Source organism: Bradyrhizobium sp., from assembly GCF_049586575.1.
Taxonomy (GTDB): Bacteria; Pseudomonadota; Alphaproteobacteria; order Rhizobiales; family Xanthobacteraceae; genus Bradyrhizobium.
In genome coordinates, this window is record NZ_JBAVCF010000041.1 from 1 (window position 1) to 15,925 (window position 15,925).

Genomic DNA, 15,925 nt, shown 5'->3' on the forward strand with positions numbered 1-15,925 from the left:
CGGCTGTCCTCGGACAGCCGTCCGGTGCTCAGCAATTCCTGCCAGGCTTCCGTGGCGGTGGAAAAGTGATAGGCGCGCGCCGCGCGCAGTTTCGCCTCGGTGCGTCCGATCAGGCCCTGAACGGCGCTGTTGTCCTTCATCGCCGTGATGCCGACCGAGTGTTTTTTGCGCGCAAGGTCGATCGCCGCATCCAGCGTCGCGCGGGCGACGCCGAGCGCGACTGCGCCAAAGCCGAGCCCGAACATGGTGTAGGTCGTGATCCGGTAAAGCGGACCCTTCTCGCGGAGAGCCGAGAAGTCGTCGCGCAGCGCCGCGAAATTATCCGGGATGAACAGGTTCTCGACCGAGTAGGAGTCGGTGCCGGTGCCGCTCAGTCCAATCACATTCCAGACGTCGTACATGGTGGCGCTTGACGCCGGAAATACGATGGTACGGATTTCCGGCGTGCCATTGGACCTCATCCGCCGCGTGCCGTCGGCATCGAGCACCTGGACATGGGCTCCGAGCCAGTTGGCCTGACGCGAGCCGCTGGCAAAATCCCAGCGCGCGCTGACGGTGTAGCCGCCGGGAGCGGCCTGAATGTCGTGGGCGATCGCACCCCAGGCCATGATGTCGTCCGGTTTGCCGAAAACCTGATGCGCTACGTCCGCATCGAGATAGGCCGCCGTCATGGCGACGACCGAGCATTGGCCGACGCACCAGGCGGTGGAGGCGTCGGCCTTGGCGATCTCTTCCAGCATCTGCATGAATACCGTCGGCGGAGATTCGAAGCCGCCAATGTTCCTGGGCAGCAGCGAGCGGTAGAGCCCGTTTTCGACGAGGGCCGAAACCACCTTCGGGGTCAGCCGCCGCGTCCGTTCGATCTCGTCGGCCTCCTGCGCGATCAGGGGCGCCAGCGCCTTGGCGCGTTCGACGAGGCCCGAGGCGATGCTCGTGGCTTCGGGCTTGTTCATGGCGTTTCCTTGTACTTTATCGAGTGATCAATTAGGGCCATGTTGGTCCAACTCGCGGCCGGGATCAAGGTACGCGCGAGTGATGTCGATGCAGAATTATCGGGTGAGCAAGGCGCAGGTTGCAGGGCTCACGGAGCCGTTTGACATTCGTTACTCGCTTGGGCTGGCAAGCGTCGGAGGGAAAGCGAGCGTTGGAGGCAGGCCAACGAGGGCTCAGCTATCGACCTTCAGCGCGGCGATGAAGGCTTCCTGCGGAATGTCGACCTTGCCGAACTGCCGCATCTTCTTCTTGCCTTCCTTCTGCTTCTCCAGAAGTTTGCGTTTGCGCGTGATGTCGCCGCCGTAGCATTTCGCGGTGACGTCCTTGCGCAGCGCGCGCACGGTCTCGCGCGCGATCACCTTGCCTCCGATCGCAGCCTGGATCGGAATCTGGAACATGTGCGGCGGGATCAGTTCCTTCATCTTCTCGACCATGGCGCGGCCGCGGCCTTCCGCGCGCGTCTTGTGAACCAGCATCGAGAGCGCGTCGACCGGCTCGTTGTTCACCAGGATCTGCATCTTGACGAGATCCGCCGGCTTGTAGTCGGTGAGGTGATAGTCGAACGAGGCGTAGCCCTTCGAGACCGATTTGAGGCGATCGTAGAAATCGAACACCACCTCGTTGAGCGGCAGCTCGTATTTCACCATCGCGCGGTTGCCGACGTAAGTGAGCTCCTTCTGCGAGCCGCGGCGGTCCTGGCAAAGTTTCAGCACGCTGCCGAGATATTCGTCGGGGGTGAGGATGGTGGCCTCGATCCAGGGCTCCTCGATCTCGGCGATCTTCACCACGTCCGGCATGTCGATCGGGTTATGGATTTCGATCGACTGCCCGTCGGTCAAGTGCATCCGGTAGATCACGCTCGGCGCGGTCGCGATCAGGTTGAGATCGAACTCACGGTGCAGCCGCTCCTGGATGATTTCCAGATGCAATAGTCCGAGGAAGCCGCAGCGGAAGCCGAAGCCGAGCGCGGCGGAGGTTTCCATCTCGAAGGAAAAGCTCGCGTCGTTGAGGCGCAGTTTTCCCATCGCCGCGCGCAGGGTTTCGAAATCGTCCGCGTCGACCGGAAACAGGCCGCAGAACACCACCGGAATTGCCGGCTTGAAGCCCGGCAGCATGTCGGTGACCGGTTTGCGGTCGTCGGTGATGGTATCGCCGACGCGCGTATCGGCGACTTCCTTGATCGCTGCGGTGATGAAGCCGATCTCGCCGGGGCCGAGTTCCTCGATCTGCTGCATTTTCGGGGTGAAGAAGCCGACCCGCTCGACGTCGTAGGCGGCGCCGGTGCCCATCATGCGGATGCGCTGGCCCTTTTTCATCACGCCATCGACGATTCGCACCAGCACGACGACGCCGAGATAGACGTCGTACCAGCTATCGACCAGAAGCGCCTTCAGCGACGCCTCGCGGTCGCCCTTGGGCGGTGGCAGCCGATGCACGATCGCTTCCAGCACTTCGTCGATGCCAAGTCCGGTCTTGGCCGAAATCATCACGGCGTCGGAGGCGTCGATGCCGATCACGTCCTCGATCTGCTGCTTGACCTGTTCGGGTTCGGCGGCCGGCAGGTCGATCTTGTTCAAGACCGGCACGATTTCATGGCCGGCGTCGAGCGCATGGTAGACGTTGGCGAGTGTCTGGGCCTCGACGCCCTGGCTTGCGTCCACCACCAGCAGCGAACCTTCACAGGCTGCCAGCGAGCGCGACACCTCGTAGGCGAAATCGACATGGCCCGGCGTGTCGATCAAATTCAGGATGTAGGATTGGCCGTCCTTGGCGGTGTAGCTCAGCCGCACGGTTTGCGCCTTGATCGTGATTCCACGCTCGCGCTCGGTATCCATGGAATCGAGCACCTGTTCCGTCCTCTCGCGGGCTTGCAACCCGCCTGTGGTCTGGATCAGGCGGTCGGCCAGCGTCGATTTGCCATGGTCAATATGCGCAACGATCGAAAAGTTGCGGATGTTCGAAATCGGGGCGGATGTCATGGGCGCGGGATAGCATTCGCGTTCCGGTGCGGCAACCATATTGCGGCATTTTAACGGGGCTTCTTCACGTCAAGCTGATTTCATGGCAGCGGAAAACGCGCTACCCACACGGGAATGCCGCGACGAAACGAGGGTACGACGCGTATGCCAACGACACTGCTAACTTCTGCGCCTGTGCAGTCACGGCGTCGGAAAAGCCGGCGGCTGAGCTTCAGGCGGCTCGCGGCCTGGGTGGCGGCGTCCGCGACCAATCGCCATGGCGCTTCCGCGTTCGTCTTTACCTTTGCCACGATCCATGCGCTGCTCTGGACCGTCATCCTGATCAATCTCAAGGCGGCGCAGGACGTCCACATGGACGTCGCCGAAGCCTTTGCCTGGGGGCAGAAGTTCCAACTCGGCTACGGCAAGCATCCGCCGCTGGCAGGCTGGGTCGCCGGTCTCTGGTTCAAGGCTTTTCCGGTCACCGATTGGGCCACCTATCTGCTGGCGATGACGACGGTCTCCGTGGGCCTCGTGATCACGTGGCTGATCGCGCTTCGGGTGGTGGATTATCGCCGCGCGTTTATGGTCGTGGTGATGCTTGCGATCTACCCGATCTTCAATTTCAAGGGCTTCAAATACAATCCGGACCTCCTGCAACTCGTCACGCTGCCGCTTCTGATGCTGGCCTATCTGAATGCGTTTGAAAAACGCAACGCCCTCTCAGGCTTCTGGCTCGGGCTGGCCGTTGCGTTGGCGCTGATGACAAAATACTGGGTGCTGACCATGATCGGCGCGGTCGGGCTGGCCGCGCTGATTCATCCGGACCGGATGAAACTGCTGCGCTCGCCGGCGCCCTGGGTCGCGATTGTCGTCGCTATCGTTGCGATGATTCCGCATCTTCTGTGGTTGAAAGGCGTGGACTTCGCACCGCTCATCTACGCCGACGATGTCTACGGGCATCGAACCCGCGCTGAGAGCGCGATGCTGGTTCTCGGTTACGTCGAGCATAATCTAGGGCTTTTGGCCTTGCCGGTATTGATCGCCTCCCTCGCGCTCGTTGGAATAAGCCTGCGCCGGCCGTCGACCACGCTAGCGCGCGTCTGGTCGCCCGGGGCGAATAGCGGCGTGAACCTGTCGCAGGCGCTCAATGTCTGGATCATCCAGATCGTGGTCGCGGTCGGGCCGCCGCTCGGCGGATTGATCTTGTCGGTCTATATGAAGACCGATTGGGGGATCTCGCTGTTCTTCCTGACGCCGTTGACGCTGGTCGCGATTCCGCAACTGCGGCTACCAAGCATCGCGTTGTTCCGGATTACTGCGACCTGGCTTGTTCTCACCTTGGCGACGCTCGCCGCCTCGCCCACTATCGCGGCCCGCGAGATCACCGATAATCCGAATGCCGCCTTCGGCTATGGCGCGCGCTCCCAGTTGGCCCGCGAACTGACCCAGCTATGGCACAACCGCTTTTTTTCGCGCTGGTCGGTGGTCGCCGGCACAACAGAGGTCGGCGAGCCCATGACATTCTATAGCCCGGATCATCCGGCGCCGTTGACGCCCGGTGAAATCTGGTCGTCGGGCCTGACCTCGCTGGAGGAAGCCAAGCGCCTTGGATTCATCGGCGTCTGCGATACAACGGATAACCGGCTGCCGGAGTGCGAGGCCTGGATGGCCAAGAACGGCAAGGATGCCGAGCAGCTGGCCGTCACCACGCAGCGCTTCTTCAAGGGCCATCCGGGGCCGGCGACTACCTGGAAGATCTATATCGTGCCGCCGGCGAAATGATTTCTCTTATCCTCTCCCCGCAATAGCGCTGCGAGGGAGGACGCCGTCGATACCGCGCCTCTTCGAAGCTTACATATTCTCTTCGTTGAACTTGGCGGCGACGAGTTCGCTGATCGCATCCAGCGCAGCCTGAGCCTCGGGTCCGGCGGCCGAGACCGTGATCGATGTGCCCGGTCCTGCGGACAGCATCATCAGCCCCATGATCGAGGTGCCGCCGACCGTCTCTCCGCCTTTGGTTACCCATATGTCGGCGTTGAAGCGCTCGACCATCTGCACGAATTTGGCCGAAGCGCGCGCGTGAAGGCCGCGTTTGTTGACGATTGGCAGTTCACGAGAAATGGCGCCGTCCGGGATACTCGGTCCGGCTGAAGTCTCGGGCGACGCGTCGTCGTCGCTCATTTGCCGGCGAGTACCCGGCTTGCGATGGTCACATATTTGCGGCCGGCTTCCTGGGCCATGGCAATGGCATCGGGAAGCGTTCGCTCTTCGCGGACCTTGGCAAGTTTGACCAGCATGGGAAGATTGATTCCTGCGAGCACTTCCACCTTCGGGCGGCTCATGCAGGAAATCGCGAGATTCGAAGGCGTGCCGCCGAACATGTCGGTGAGGATCGCAACCCCATCGCCGCTGTCGACGCGATTGACTGCCTCGATTATGTCGCTGCGGCACAAATCGGAATCATCCTCGGCCCCGATTGTGACGGCTTCGATTTGTTTTTGCGGACCCATAACATGCTCAAGCGCCGCCTTGAATTCGTCGGCAAGGCGCCCATGGGTCACAAGCACTAGACCAATCATCGAAAACTCCTCGTGGGTGCCTTTGTGCACCGCACGAACGCGCCACTTTGACCATCCAGAGCCCCTGCGCAAGAGGGGATCGCTGCAATTTTCCCGCAAATGGGCGAAGGGGAGCGGGAACGAGCGCCGGTCTATTCGGTCGCGATAGTGGGACTGATATGGTTACCAAATTCCTTCGAGCAATCTGCCGAAGATGAATTCGCGGTCATTGTAAGGGCGCCGATGACCAGTGGAAGTGCCGAAAATCCCTGTTTGACGGGGATTCTTGGTATCAAAATACCATTTATCTCGGTCTGCAAGGCGTCCGGCGGCGGCAGGCGCTCGGCGTCGGCCGCATCCAGATCGACCACCAGGCCGATGGAGGCTTCGGGCGCGAAATCGCAACGGCGGATACCAAGACCACGAATTTCGATCAGGCCGGCCAATGCGGGCGCGGGGCGGACCATGAGTTCCCCCATCCGCGGCCAGACATGGACGCGGTCATCTCCCACCAACATGGCCGCGGCAATCAGGTCGGCGCGGCCGGCCAGCACGAGGTCGAAAGCAAGGCGCGATTTGCCGGAACCGGATGGCCCGCGGATGAGGACGGCCCGGTCTCCGACCAGTACGGCGGAGGCGTGGATGCTGGTGCCGCTCTCGCCCGTCATTACGTCGGGAGCCGGACCACAAAGCGGGCGCCGGCAACCGTCGGCTCGCCGCCGGCGGTCGGCGGGCCCGCGCGATTCTCCGCCCATATCCTCCCGCCATGGGCTTCCACGATCTGCCTCGAGATCGAAAGACCGAGCCCAGAATTTTGCCCGAAGCCCTGATGCGGCCGATCGGTGTAGAAGCGCTCGAAAATCCGGGAGAGCGCGTCCTCTCGGATGCCGGGCCCGTCGTCGTCGACGATGATTTCGATGTTCGAGCGCCTGTTCCGGCAGCTGATCCGCACCTTGCTGCCGGGTTCCGAGAATGACTGGGCGTTCGACAGCAGGTTGGAGATGACCTGTCCGAGCCGCGAATCGTGTCCCGGCACCGAGAAGGTATCGTGCGCCCCCCGGCCCTCGAAGCGCAGCTCGACGCCGACAGTGTTGCCGCGCCGGGTTTCGTTGGCGACGGAAGCGAGCGCCGTGAGCAAGCGGCGGAGATCGACCGGCGCCATGTCCTGGCGCTGCAACTCGGCATCGAGCCGGCTTGCGTCGGAAATGTCCGAGATCAGCCGGTCGAGGCGTTTGACGTCATGCTCGATCACGGCGAGCAGCCGGGCTCGGCTGTTTTCGGTGCGCGCGAGCGGCAGGGTCTCGACCGCCGAGCGCAGCGAGGTCAGCGGGTTCTTCAGTTCGTGGGCGACGTCGGCGGCGAACGTCTCGATCGCCTCGATGCGGTTGTAAAGCGCGCCGGTCATGTCGCGCAGCGCGCCGGAGAGATGGCCGATCTCGTCGCGGCGCCCGGTGAAATCGGGAATCTCGACACGGGTGCGGATGCGGCGGCGGACCCGTTCGGCGCTGTCGGCGAGCCGGCGCACCGGCCCCGCGATGGTGCTGGCGAGCGCCAGCGACAGCACAATCATGACAATGGAAGCGACGCCGCCGACCTTGAGGATCGCAAGCCGTTCGGCAGTGACCATCTGGTCGATATCGTCGCCCTGGGTCGAAAGCATCAACGAGCCGTGGATCGCGCGGAACCGCTGCACGGGGACTGCGACCGAAACAATCACCTCACCGCGGTCGTTGACGCGCACCATGCTGCTTTTCTGGCCTTTCAGCGATTGCTCGACCTCCTGGTAGCCGTTGCCGTTTTCCGGACCGAGTTCGGTATAAAGCGGCAGGTCGCCGCGATTGAGCCAGGTCCGGATTGCGATCATCGTGCGTTCGGCAATCCCTGGCTTCTCTACGGCGGGCGGCGGCAGCTCGAAGCGCAGCACATCGCCGCGGCCATAGAGACTGCGGCTATCCAGAATGAGCGAGCCGTCGCGGTCGTAGATGCGCGCACGGGTTTTGGTCGGCGAAATCAGCCGGCGCAGCACCGGCGCGACCCGCTCCGGATTGATCGGAAAATCGAGCCCCGAAAATTCGTCCGGCGCGCCATAGGTCTCGCCAGGCTTCAAATCCTGCAACCGGTCGGGGTCGATGGTGATGGTATTGGTTTCGACGGTGGCTGACGCTGCGATGGCGCCGGCGATGATCTCGGCCTGCACCAGCAAGCTCTGCGCGCGGGCGTCGATCAGGCCGGCGCGGAATTGCGAGAGGTAGAGAATGCTCGCTACCAGCGCAAGCAGGCCGGCAATGTTGAGCGAAACGATACGCCGGGTGAGGCTGGAGAAGCTTAAGGCAAAGGCGAACTGTCCGAACCGCTGCAGCCAGTCGAGCGGCCGCCATGACGGCAAGGCCGGGCTTTCCGCGGCAACGGTATCCATCACGACGCCGGTCGTGACGTCGTCGGCGCTCAGGGTTGCATCAGGCTGGGTTCGATCAAGCAATGGCCAAAACCGCCGGTTGTTTCAAAAGGCTGAAGCGGTGCTGTCGTTTCAGCATTCTACCACCGGTGCTCCGGCGGCGTTAGTCCGTAAAAGCGCGCAGGAGACCCTGCGCCCCTCAGGTTTCCTTGAAACGGTATCCGACCCCATAGAGGGTTTCGATCATCTCGAAGTCGTCGTCCACGACCTTGAACTTCTTGCGCAGCCGCTTGATGTGGCTGTCGATGGTCCGATCGTCGACATAGACCTGGTCATCATAGGCTGCATCCATCAAGGCGTTGCGGCTCTTCACGACGCCGGGACGTGTGGCCAGCGCCTGAAGGATCAGAAACTCGGTCACGGTGAGCGTGACCGGCTCGTTCTTCCAGGTGCAGGTGTGGCGTTCCGGATCCATGCGCAGGAGCCCGCGGTCGAGCGCCTTGGCGTCGGTCTCCTTCGGCACAGCGGTCGGATCCTTCGGCGCTGCGCGGCGCAACACCGCCTTGACGCGTTCGACCAGCAATCGCTGGGAGAATGGCTTGCGGATGAAATCGTCGGCGCCCATTTTGAGGCCGAACAATTCGTCGATTTCCTCGTCCTTGGACGTCAGGAAGATCACCGGCAGATCGGATTTTTGCCGCAACCGCCTCAGCGTCTCCATGCCGTCCATGCGCGGCATCTTGATGTCGAGGATGGCAAGGTCCGGTGGGCTGGTCCTGAATCCATCGAGTGCTGACGCACCATCCGTGTAGGTCATGATGCGGTAGCCCTCGGCTTCGAGCGCAATCGAGACGGATGTGAGAATGTTGCGGTCGTCATCGACCAGGGCAATTGTGGGCATGAGCCTGCTTTCGCACTAACGTTGCTGAAACGGCGGCTATTCAGTTGGTGCGCCGCATAACTGGGCTTCGAACGCGGTCAACGAGCAATGCAAGCTGGGCTGAAGTGTGACCGAGTTTCCTGGAGGCGCTTCCTGAACTTTAGGCGCCTCGACCCATATAGACGTCCGTTTACCCGAAAAAAGGTCCAAATTGCAATAGGATGCAAGGAAATAATCGATGCAATTGACCCCTGATTTCGAGCCCGCCAAGGCAGTCGGCAGGCTTCTTCGCCGCAGCCGGCAGGGTGCGCTCGCGACCTTGATGACCGGCAGCGGCGATCCCTACTGCTCGCTCGTGAACGTCGCAAGCTACCCTGACGGCTCGCCAATCCTGCTGATTTCCCGCCTCGCGATTCACACCAGAAACCTGCTGGCGGACGCGAGGGTTTCGCTAATGCTGGACGAGCGCGTCGAAGGCGATCCGCTGGAGGGATCGCGGATCATGCTGTCGGGCCACGCCGAGGAAGTCGCCTCCGATCAGGAAATCGTGCGCCGGCGCTACCTCAACGCCCATCCGGGTGCGGAAGTCTTCGTGGACTTCAAGGACTTCGCCTTTTTTCGGATACGCCTTTCGGGAACCCATCTCGTCGCTGGATTTGGACGGATTCTAGATCTCAAGCCGGCGCAATTTCTGACCGATATTTCGGACGCCGGGGCGCTTCTGGAAGCAGAACAAAGTGCGGTCGAGCACATGAACACCGACCATCGGGAGGCGCTTGGCCTGTACGCCACGTGTCTTTTGGGCGCAGGAGCGGGCGATTGGCTATGCAGCGGGCTCGATCCTGATGGCATCGACCTGCAAGCCGGAAACAAGACCCTGCGGCTCGACTTTCCGCAGCGAGTCACGGGGCCCGGCGAGCTCCGCAAGATGCTGGTTCGCCTGGCCGAACAAGCCCGGACGAAAGCGTGAGCCCCCTTCGCGGCGCAGCATGCGGCAAATTGGGCCGGCACCCTCTGGAATAAACCAAATCGGCGGGATCGGCTTGGCAAGCCCGGCATTCATCAATAATAGATCGCCCGAAAGTTTCGTTCGCCGGGCCTTGGTTGGGCGAGTATATTCGCGGTCTTAACCGTGAAGGACGTGCGGCGTTCGCGCGATCGAGATACGCGGATTCGAGGAGGAGTTTTTCGTGCAAGAGACGGGTAAACGCAACGGCGCCTTCGGCGCCGACAAGTTAGGCTTGAAAAATCTGAAAGGTGTGCACTGGAATCTCGGTGCATCGCAGCTTTACCAGCACGCGCTGTCGGCAGGCGAAGCGAGGCTCTCGGCCGATGGCGCATTGTGCGCGGACACCGGCGAGTTCACCGGCCGCAGCCCGAAGGACAAGTTCACGGTTCGTGACGCGACCACCGACAAGAACATGTGGTGGGCCGGCAACCAGTCGATATCTGCCGAGCAGTTCGAAGCGATCTATACCGACTTCCTCAAGCATGCCGAAGGCATGACGTTGTTTGCGCAGGACCTCTACGGTGGCGCCGATCCGACGTTCCGGATCAAGACCCGCGTCTTCACCGAGCTCGCCTGGCACTCGCTCTTTATCCGCACGCTCTTGATCAGGCCCCAGCAGTCGGAGCTCGCAGGCTTCGCGCCCGAACTGACCATCATCGACCTGCCGAGCTTCCGCGCCGATCCGAAACGTCACGGCGTGCGCTCGGAGAACGTGGTCGCAATCGATTTCGCTCGCAAGATCGTCCTGATCGGCGGCTCTTATTATGCCGGTGAGATGAAGAAGAGCGTGTTCACGACGCTCAATTACTATCTGCCCGCGCGCGGCGTGTTGCCGATGCACTGTTCAGCCAATGTCGGCCCCGCAGGCGATAGCGCGGTTTTCTTCGGCCTCTCCGGCACCGGAAAAACCACGCTCTCGGCCGATCCCAAGCGGACGCTGATCGGCGACGACGAGCACGGCTGGGGCACCGACGGCATCTTCAATTTCGAAGGCGGATGCTACGCCAAGTGCATCAAGCTGTCGGAAGAGGCCGAGCCCGAGATTTATTCCGCCAGCAAGCGCTTCGGCGCCGTGCTTGAGAACGTCGTGCTCGACGAGTTTACGCGGGTGCCCGATTTCGACGACGGCTCGAAGACGGAAAATACGCGATCTGCTTATCCCTTGGATTTCATCCCCAACGCTTCAAGAACAGGCCGCGCCGGTCATCCGAAGAACGTGGTGATGCTGGCCGCCGATGCCTTCGGCGTCCTGCCGCCGATCGCCAAGCTTTCGCCTGCGCAGGCGATGTATCACTTCCTGTCCGGCTACACCGCCAAGGTGGCGGGCACCGAGCGTGGCCTCGGTAACGAGCCGCAGCCGGAATTCTCGACCTGCTTTGGGTCGCCGTTCCTGCCGCTCGATCCGTCCGTGTACGGCAATATGCTGCGCGAGCTGATCGCCAAGCACAATGTCGATTGCTGGCTGGTCAATACGGGGTGGACCGGCGGCAAGTTCGGCACCGGCTCGCGGATGCCGATCAAGGTGACGCGGACGCTGCTCACCGCAGCGCTCGATGGCTCCTTGCGCAATGTCGAGTTCCGCACCGACAAGTATTTCGGCTTTGAGGTGCCGACCGCGCTGCCGGGTGTGCCGAGCGACATTCTCGATCCCGTCAACACTTGGAAAGACAAGGCCGAGTTCGACAAGACCGCACGCGCCCTGGTCGGCATGTTCCAGAAGAATTTCGCCAAGTTCGAAGCCAAGGTCGATGCCGACGTCCGCGCGGCTGCGCCTGAGGTCAAGCTCGCGGCGGAATAAACGGCGGCACAGGCAAGACAAGTTCAGAAGAGCGGTGGGCACCCACCGCTCTTCTTTTCTTCAGTGCGCCTCGTCCCAGTTGCTGGCCGCGCGCGCATCGACGTGCAGCGGCACCGAGAGCACGACAGCCGGGAACGGCGCATCTTGCATGACGTGCTGAACCACCGGCAGCGTCGCCGCGACCTCGCCGTCCGGCACCTCGAAGATCAGTTCGTCGTGAACTTGCAGCAGCATTTGCGCCGAGAGTTTCTTCTCGGCGAGCGCCTCTTCCATGCGGATCATCGCCCGGCGGATGATGTCGGCGGCCGTTCCCTGCAGGCGCGCGTTAATCGCCGCACGCTCGTTAAATGCACGGACCGAGGCGTTGGAGGCTTTGATATCGGGGTAGTGGCATTTGCGGCCGAACAGCGTTTCGACATAGCCGTTGGCGCGGCAGAAATCGCGCGTGGCGTCCATATAGGCGCGAATGCCGGGGAAGCGCTCGAAATATTTCTTGATGTAGGCGGACGCCTCTTCACGGGCGATGCCGAGCTGATTGGCCAATCCAAACGCCGAGATTCCGTAGATGATGCCGAAATTGATCGCCTTGGCACGACGGCGTACCTCGCTTGGCATGTCCTTGACGGGAACGCCGAACATCTCCGAAGCGGTCATGGCGTGAATGTCGAGCCCGTCGCGAAAAGCCTGCTTGAGCACGGGAATATCGGCGATCTCGGCCAACAGGCGCAATTCGATCTGCGAATAATCCGCCGACACCAGCTTGTGGCCGGCGGACGCGATGAAGGCGCGGCGAATTTTTCTTCCGTCCTCGGTGCGTACCGGAATGTTTTGCAGGTTCGGCTCATTCGACGACAGTCGCCCGGTGGTGGTCGCCGCCAGCGCGTAAGTCGTATGCACGCGATGGGTCTGCGGGTGCACATAGGTCGGCAGCGCGTCGGTGTAGGTGGATTTCAGTTTCGAGACCTGCCGCCACTCCAAAATCTTCTTTGGAAATTCATGGCCCTGCTCGGCGAGGTCGTCGAGGATTTGCGCCGAGGTCGACCATGCGCCGGTCTTGGTCTTGGTGCCGCCGGGAATCGCCATCTTGCCGAACAGGATGTCGCCGATTTGCTTGGGACTGCCGACATTGACCGGCTCGCCGGCAATTTCCTGAATCTCGGCCTCGACCCGTGCCGCGGTCTGGGCGAACTCACCGGAGAGACGCGACAACACCTGCCGATCGATCGAGATGCCGCGCCGCTCCATTCGCGCCAGCACCGCCACCAGCGGACGTTCCAGCAGCTCGTAGACCGCCGTCATGTGCTCGGCGACGAGGCGCGGCTTCAGCAGCCTCCATAGCCGCAGGATCACGTCGGCATCCTCAGCCGAATATTCGGTCGCTCTGTCGATCGCGACTTGATCGAAACTCAGCTTGCCTTTGCCGCTGCCGGTCAATTCGCCATGGGTGATGGTGGCGTGACCGAGCCAGCTTTCTGAAAGCGAATCGAGCCCATGCGCGTTGCGGCCGGCGTCGAGCGCATAACTCATGAGCTGCGCGTCGTCGCAATTGCGTAGCGTGATGCCGGCCTGCGCCAGCATAACCGCGCCGAATTTGATGTTGAATCCGATCTTGAGAATGCCGGCGGATTCCAGCAGCGGCCGCAGTGCCGCCAGCGCATCCGTTACCTTCATCTGGTCGGGGGCAAGCCCGGCGGCAAAAAGTCCGCTGCCGTCGCCGGCCTGCTTGTGATCGAGCGGAATGTAGCCGGCATCGTTGGGCTTTAGCGCGAGCGCAATGCCGCAAATCTCGGCCTGCATCGGGTCTTCCGAGCTTGCCTTGATTTCGAGCGCGAACTGGCCGGCATCTTGCGCCCGCGCAATCCAGGTCTTGAGTTCGGCCGGTGTGCGGATGGTCTGGTATTTCTTGCGATCGATCGGCGTGTTGCGCGCTTCCTCAGCGCGCGCCGCCGCTAGCGCCTTCGGCGTGCCCTTCAGGCTCGATGTCTTGTCGTTCCTGTCGCCCGGCTTGCCCGGAGCGCCCGCTCCGCCCTTTGGCGAGACCGGCTTCTGGTCGGCAAACAAGTCCCCGCTTTGGGTGGACCTGGGTACGTTGCCGGATTCATCGACTTTCTCGGCAAGCGGAAGCGGCGAAAATACGCCTCCTTTCCCTGCATCGGCTTGCACGGATGCCGGATCGATTTGCGAATATTCGGCGACGCGCCGGGTGAGCGTGGAGAACTCCATTGCCTTGAGAAAGGCGACCAGCTTGCGCGCGTCGGGCTCGTGCACCGCCAGGTCGTCGAGCGGCACGTCCAGCTTGACCTTGTCGTCGAGCAGCACCAGTTGCCGCGAAATGCGCGCCTTCCCGGCATTCTCGATCAAGGCTTCGCGCCGCTTCGGCTGTTTGATCTCGCCGGCGCGTTTCAGCAGCGTTTCGAGATCGCCGTATTCGACGATCAGTTGCGCCGCGGTCTTGATGCCGATGCCGGGCACGCCCGGGACGTTGTCGGTGGAATCTCCCGCCAGCGCCTGAACTTCGACGACTTTCTCCGGCGGCACGCCGAATTTCTCGATCACTTCGGGAATCCCGATGCGGCGATCCTTCATGGTGTCGAACATCGTCACCTTGTCGGTGACGAGCTGCATGAGGTCCTTGTCCGAGGACACGATGGTGGTGGTGGCGCCGCGTTGGCCGGCCTCCTTCGCGTAGGTCGCAATCAGGTCGTCGGCCTCGAAGCCGATTTGCTCGAGACAGGGCAGATCGAAAGCCCGCACGGCATCGCGGATAAGAGCGAACTGAGGAATGAGATCGTCCGGCGCCGGCGGGCGGTGGGCCTTGTAATCGGGATAAAGCTTGTTGCGGAAGGTGACTTCGGACTTGTCAAAGACGATTGCCAGATGCGTCGGCCGGTTGTCCGGCGGCATGTCGCGCAACAGCTTCCACAGCATGTTGCAGAAGCCGAGCACCGCATTAACCTGCAATCCATCGGATTTGCGGTTGAGCGGCGGCAGCGCGTGGTAGGCGCGAAAAATATAGGAGGAGCCGTCGACCAGAAATACGTGGTCGCCCTTGGCGAGGGCTTTGGCGGCAACGGGTTTTGGGGCAGCGGTTTTTGGCGCGGATTTCGGCATGGCCGAAATTTAGGGATTTTTCCGGCGATTGACAGCCTTCGAAACCCGTTGTGCCGGGGATTTTTGCGTAAGTCGCGCGCCTGAGCCCTATTCCGCCGCTTGCAGGGTCGGGCTGGGTTTTTTCGGCGCGATCCAGAACGTATCGGGGCGTTCGAACAGGAAGTTGGCCCCGAATCTGATCGCGGCCTGCCAGATCGCCAGCGCGCCGAACAGGGCTACCAGCGTGACCGTCAGCGACATCACCCCGACGTCGTGGATGATGCCGATGCGCAGAAGAAGCGTCCGCGTTGCCGCCATCGGCAGGAAGAAGGCGAGGTAGATCACGATCGAGTGCTCGCCGCAGAAGCGGACGAAGTCGAGCCATCTCGCGCGCGCCAGCAGCGTGCCGATCGTGACGATAGCGCACGCGCCGACGATGCCCAGCGACAGCGAAATCAGCGGCCATTCGCTCACCCCAAGCCGTACAAGGCTTTCGTCGGCGAGCGCCCAAAGCGCCAATGCGGCGAGCGCGAGGCGGGGCTCTGCCCGCGCGTGATTGGACAACGCGAACACCCGGTCCGCAAACAGGTAGCCAGTATAGAAGTACACAAAGCGCGCGCCGAATTCGTCGATCGCGGTCCAGCCGGTCGAGTAGTGGGTCATCTCCAGGATTGCCGCGAGGCCCCAGATCAGCAGCGGCGGCAGGCGCCGCGTCGCCTTCGTGACAACGAAGAAGATCGGCAACTCGTAAATGAACCACAACGTGCCGAACGGTTCGACGAACGATTCCAGATAAAGGTATCCGGCATGAGCCCAACTCGTTTCAGCGGCAAAGGCAGGCGCCTTGAAGCCGAATTGGATCGTCACCCAGAGGACGTAGAAATAGGCGAAATGCATGACCTTCCGGTCGAGATAGGTGCGCCAGTCTCGATCAATGACGAGCGGCAGGAACAGGCCGGAGATCAGGAAGAAATCCGGCATCCGGAACGGTTTGGCGAAGGCGACCACCAGGTGCATGAAGCCGGTCTGGCCGGCGGCCAGTTCCACCCCCAGCACCGAATGCATCATCACGACCATGATGATGCAGATGCCCTTGGCGTAGTCGACCCAATCGACCCGGCCGGAGCGTGCAGGGCCGCTCGTTTGGGCAACGGCAGATGTGCCGTTTGATGTCATCGCAGTCCCTTTCCGGAGCGGCTCTGTTGCATCATCGGGCGTATCCGTTTCATTCTCCTTTACTC

General features: G+C 62.0%; 12 protein-coding genes. 3 read left to right on the top strand and 9 right to left on the bottom strand.

Translation table 11 applies throughout. The features are described from left to right. Together WB528_RS01410 and lepA are read right to left on the bottom strand one after the other, a co-directional pair. On the bottom strand, positions 1-953 hold a 953-nt coding region (locus tag WB528_RS01410), incomplete at its 3' end, for an acyl-CoA dehydrogenase family protein (RefSeq protein WP_423886647.1). Between the two features lie 213 nt (positions 954-1,166). Further along, positions 1,167-2,972, bottom strand: coding sequence for a translation elongation factor 4 (gene lepA, locus WB528_RS01415; RefSeq protein WP_423886648.1), 1,806 nt, complete (start codon positions 2,970-2,972; stop codon positions 1,167-1,169). 144 nt (positions 2,973-3,116) lie between these two features. Here lepA and WB528_RS01420 point away from each other — a divergent pair, with 144 nt between their 5' ends. Beyond that, the gene (locus WB528_RS01420; protein ID WP_423886649.1) at positions 3,117-4,736 is read left to right on the top strand and encodes a glycosyltransferase family 39 protein; all 1,620 of its coding nucleotides are present in this window, start codon (positions 3,117-3,119) and stop codon (positions 4,734-4,736) included. 69 nt (positions 4,737-4,805) lie between these two features. Here WB528_RS01420 and WB528_RS01425 read toward each other — a convergent pair whose 3' ends face one another. The 5 genes from WB528_RS01425 to WB528_RS01445 all read right to left on the bottom strand — a co-directional run bounded on the left by WB528_RS01425 (position 4,806) and on the right by WB528_RS01445 (position 8,808). Then, a complete protein-coding gene (locus WB528_RS01425) occupies positions 4,806-5,135 on the bottom strand; it encodes an HPr family phosphocarrier protein (RefSeq protein ID WP_423886650.1) in 330 nt (109 codons plus the stop codon). Next, positions 5,132-5,533: a PTS sugar transporter subunit IIA gene (locus WB528_RS01430; RefSeq protein ID WP_068733893.1), complete on the bottom strand. Its 402-nt coding sequence runs from the start codon at positions 5,531-5,533 to the stop codon at positions 5,132-5,134. The genes WB528_RS01425 and WB528_RS01430 overlap by 4 nt, the downstream gene beginning before the upstream one ends. A 131-nt stretch (positions 5,534-5,664) precedes the next feature. Then, complete coding sequence (locus tag WB528_RS01435; RefSeq protein ID WP_423886651.1) at positions 5,665-6,180, bottom strand: HPr kinase/phosphorylase; 516 nt, start codon at positions 6,178-6,180, stop codon at positions 5,665-5,667. Then, positions 6,180-7,991, bottom strand: coding sequence for a stimulus-sensing domain-containing protein (locus WB528_RS01440; RefSeq protein WP_423886652.1), 1,812 nt, complete (start codon positions 7,989-7,991; stop codon positions 6,180-6,182). The genes WB528_RS01435 and WB528_RS01440 overlap by 1 nt, the downstream gene beginning before the upstream one ends. A gap of 115 nt (positions 7,992-8,106) precedes the next feature. Next, the gene (locus WB528_RS01445) at positions 8,107-8,808 is read right to left on the bottom strand and encodes a response regulator transcription factor (protein WP_029587720.1); all 702 of its coding nucleotides are present in this window, start codon (positions 8,806-8,808) and stop codon (positions 8,107-8,109) included. Positions 8,809-9,025: 217 nt separating this feature from the next. Here WB528_RS01445 and WB528_RS01450 point away from each other — a divergent pair, with 217 nt between their 5' ends. Continuing rightward, on the top strand, positions 9,026-9,757 hold the full coding sequence (locus WB528_RS01450; RefSeq protein WP_423886653.1) for a HugZ family protein: 732 nt from the start codon (positions 9,026-9,028) through the stop codon (positions 9,755-9,757). A 220-nt stretch (positions 9,758-9,977) separates the two neighbouring features. Next, entirely contained in the window at positions 9,978-11,594 is a 1,617-nt protein-coding gene (locus WB528_RS01455) for a phosphoenolpyruvate carboxykinase (protein WP_423886654.1), read from the top strand. A 60-nt stretch (positions 11,595-11,654) separates the two neighbouring features. Here WB528_RS01455 and polA read toward each other — a convergent pair whose 3' ends face one another. Next, positions 11,655-14,705, bottom strand: a complete 3,051-nt coding sequence (polA, locus tag WB528_RS01460; protein ID WP_423886655.1) for a DNA polymerase I — start codon at positions 14,703-14,705, stop codon at positions 11,655-11,657. An 87-nt stretch (positions 14,706-14,792) separates the two neighbouring features. Then, positions 14,793-15,860, bottom strand: a complete 1,068-nt coding sequence (locus WB528_RS01465; protein WP_423886656.1) for an acyltransferase family protein — start codon at positions 15,858-15,860, stop codon at positions 14,793-14,795. Positions 15,861-15,925: the final 65 nt, after the last annotated feature.

Coding starts and splice junctions, on each gene's coding strand:
- polA (WP_423886655.1), bottom strand. CDS start 14,705: ATGCCGAAATCCGCGCCAAAAACCGCTGCCCCAAAACCCGTTGCCGCC.
- WB528_RS01425 (WP_423886650.1), bottom strand. CDS start 5,135: ATGAGCGACGACGACGCGTCGCCCGAGACTTCAGCCGGACCGAGTATC.
- WB528_RS01430 (WP_068733893.1), bottom strand. CDS start 5,533: ATGATTGGTCTAGTGCTTGTGACCCATGGGCGCCTTGCCGACGAATTC.
- WB528_RS01435 (WP_423886651.1), bottom strand. CDS start 6,180: ATGACGGGCGAGAGCGGCACCAGCATCCACGCCTCCGCCGTACTGGTC.
- lepA (WP_423886648.1), bottom strand. CDS start 2,972: ATGACATCCGCCCCGATTTCGAACATCCGCAACTTTTCGATCGTTGCG.
- WB528_RS01420 (WP_423886649.1), top strand. CDS start 3,117: ATGCCAACGACACTGCTAACTTCTGCGCCTGTGCAGTCACGGCGTCGG.
- WB528_RS01445 (WP_029587720.1), bottom strand. CDS start 8,808: ATGCCCACAATTGCCCTGGTCGATGACGACCGCAACATTCTCACATCC.
- WB528_RS01450 (WP_423886653.1), top strand. CDS start 9,026: ATGCAATTGACCCCTGATTTCGAGCCCGCCAAGGCAGTCGGCAGGCTT.
- WB528_RS01465 (WP_423886656.1), bottom strand. CDS start 15,860: ATGACATCAAACGGCACATCTGCCGTTGCCCAAACGAGCGGCCCTGCA.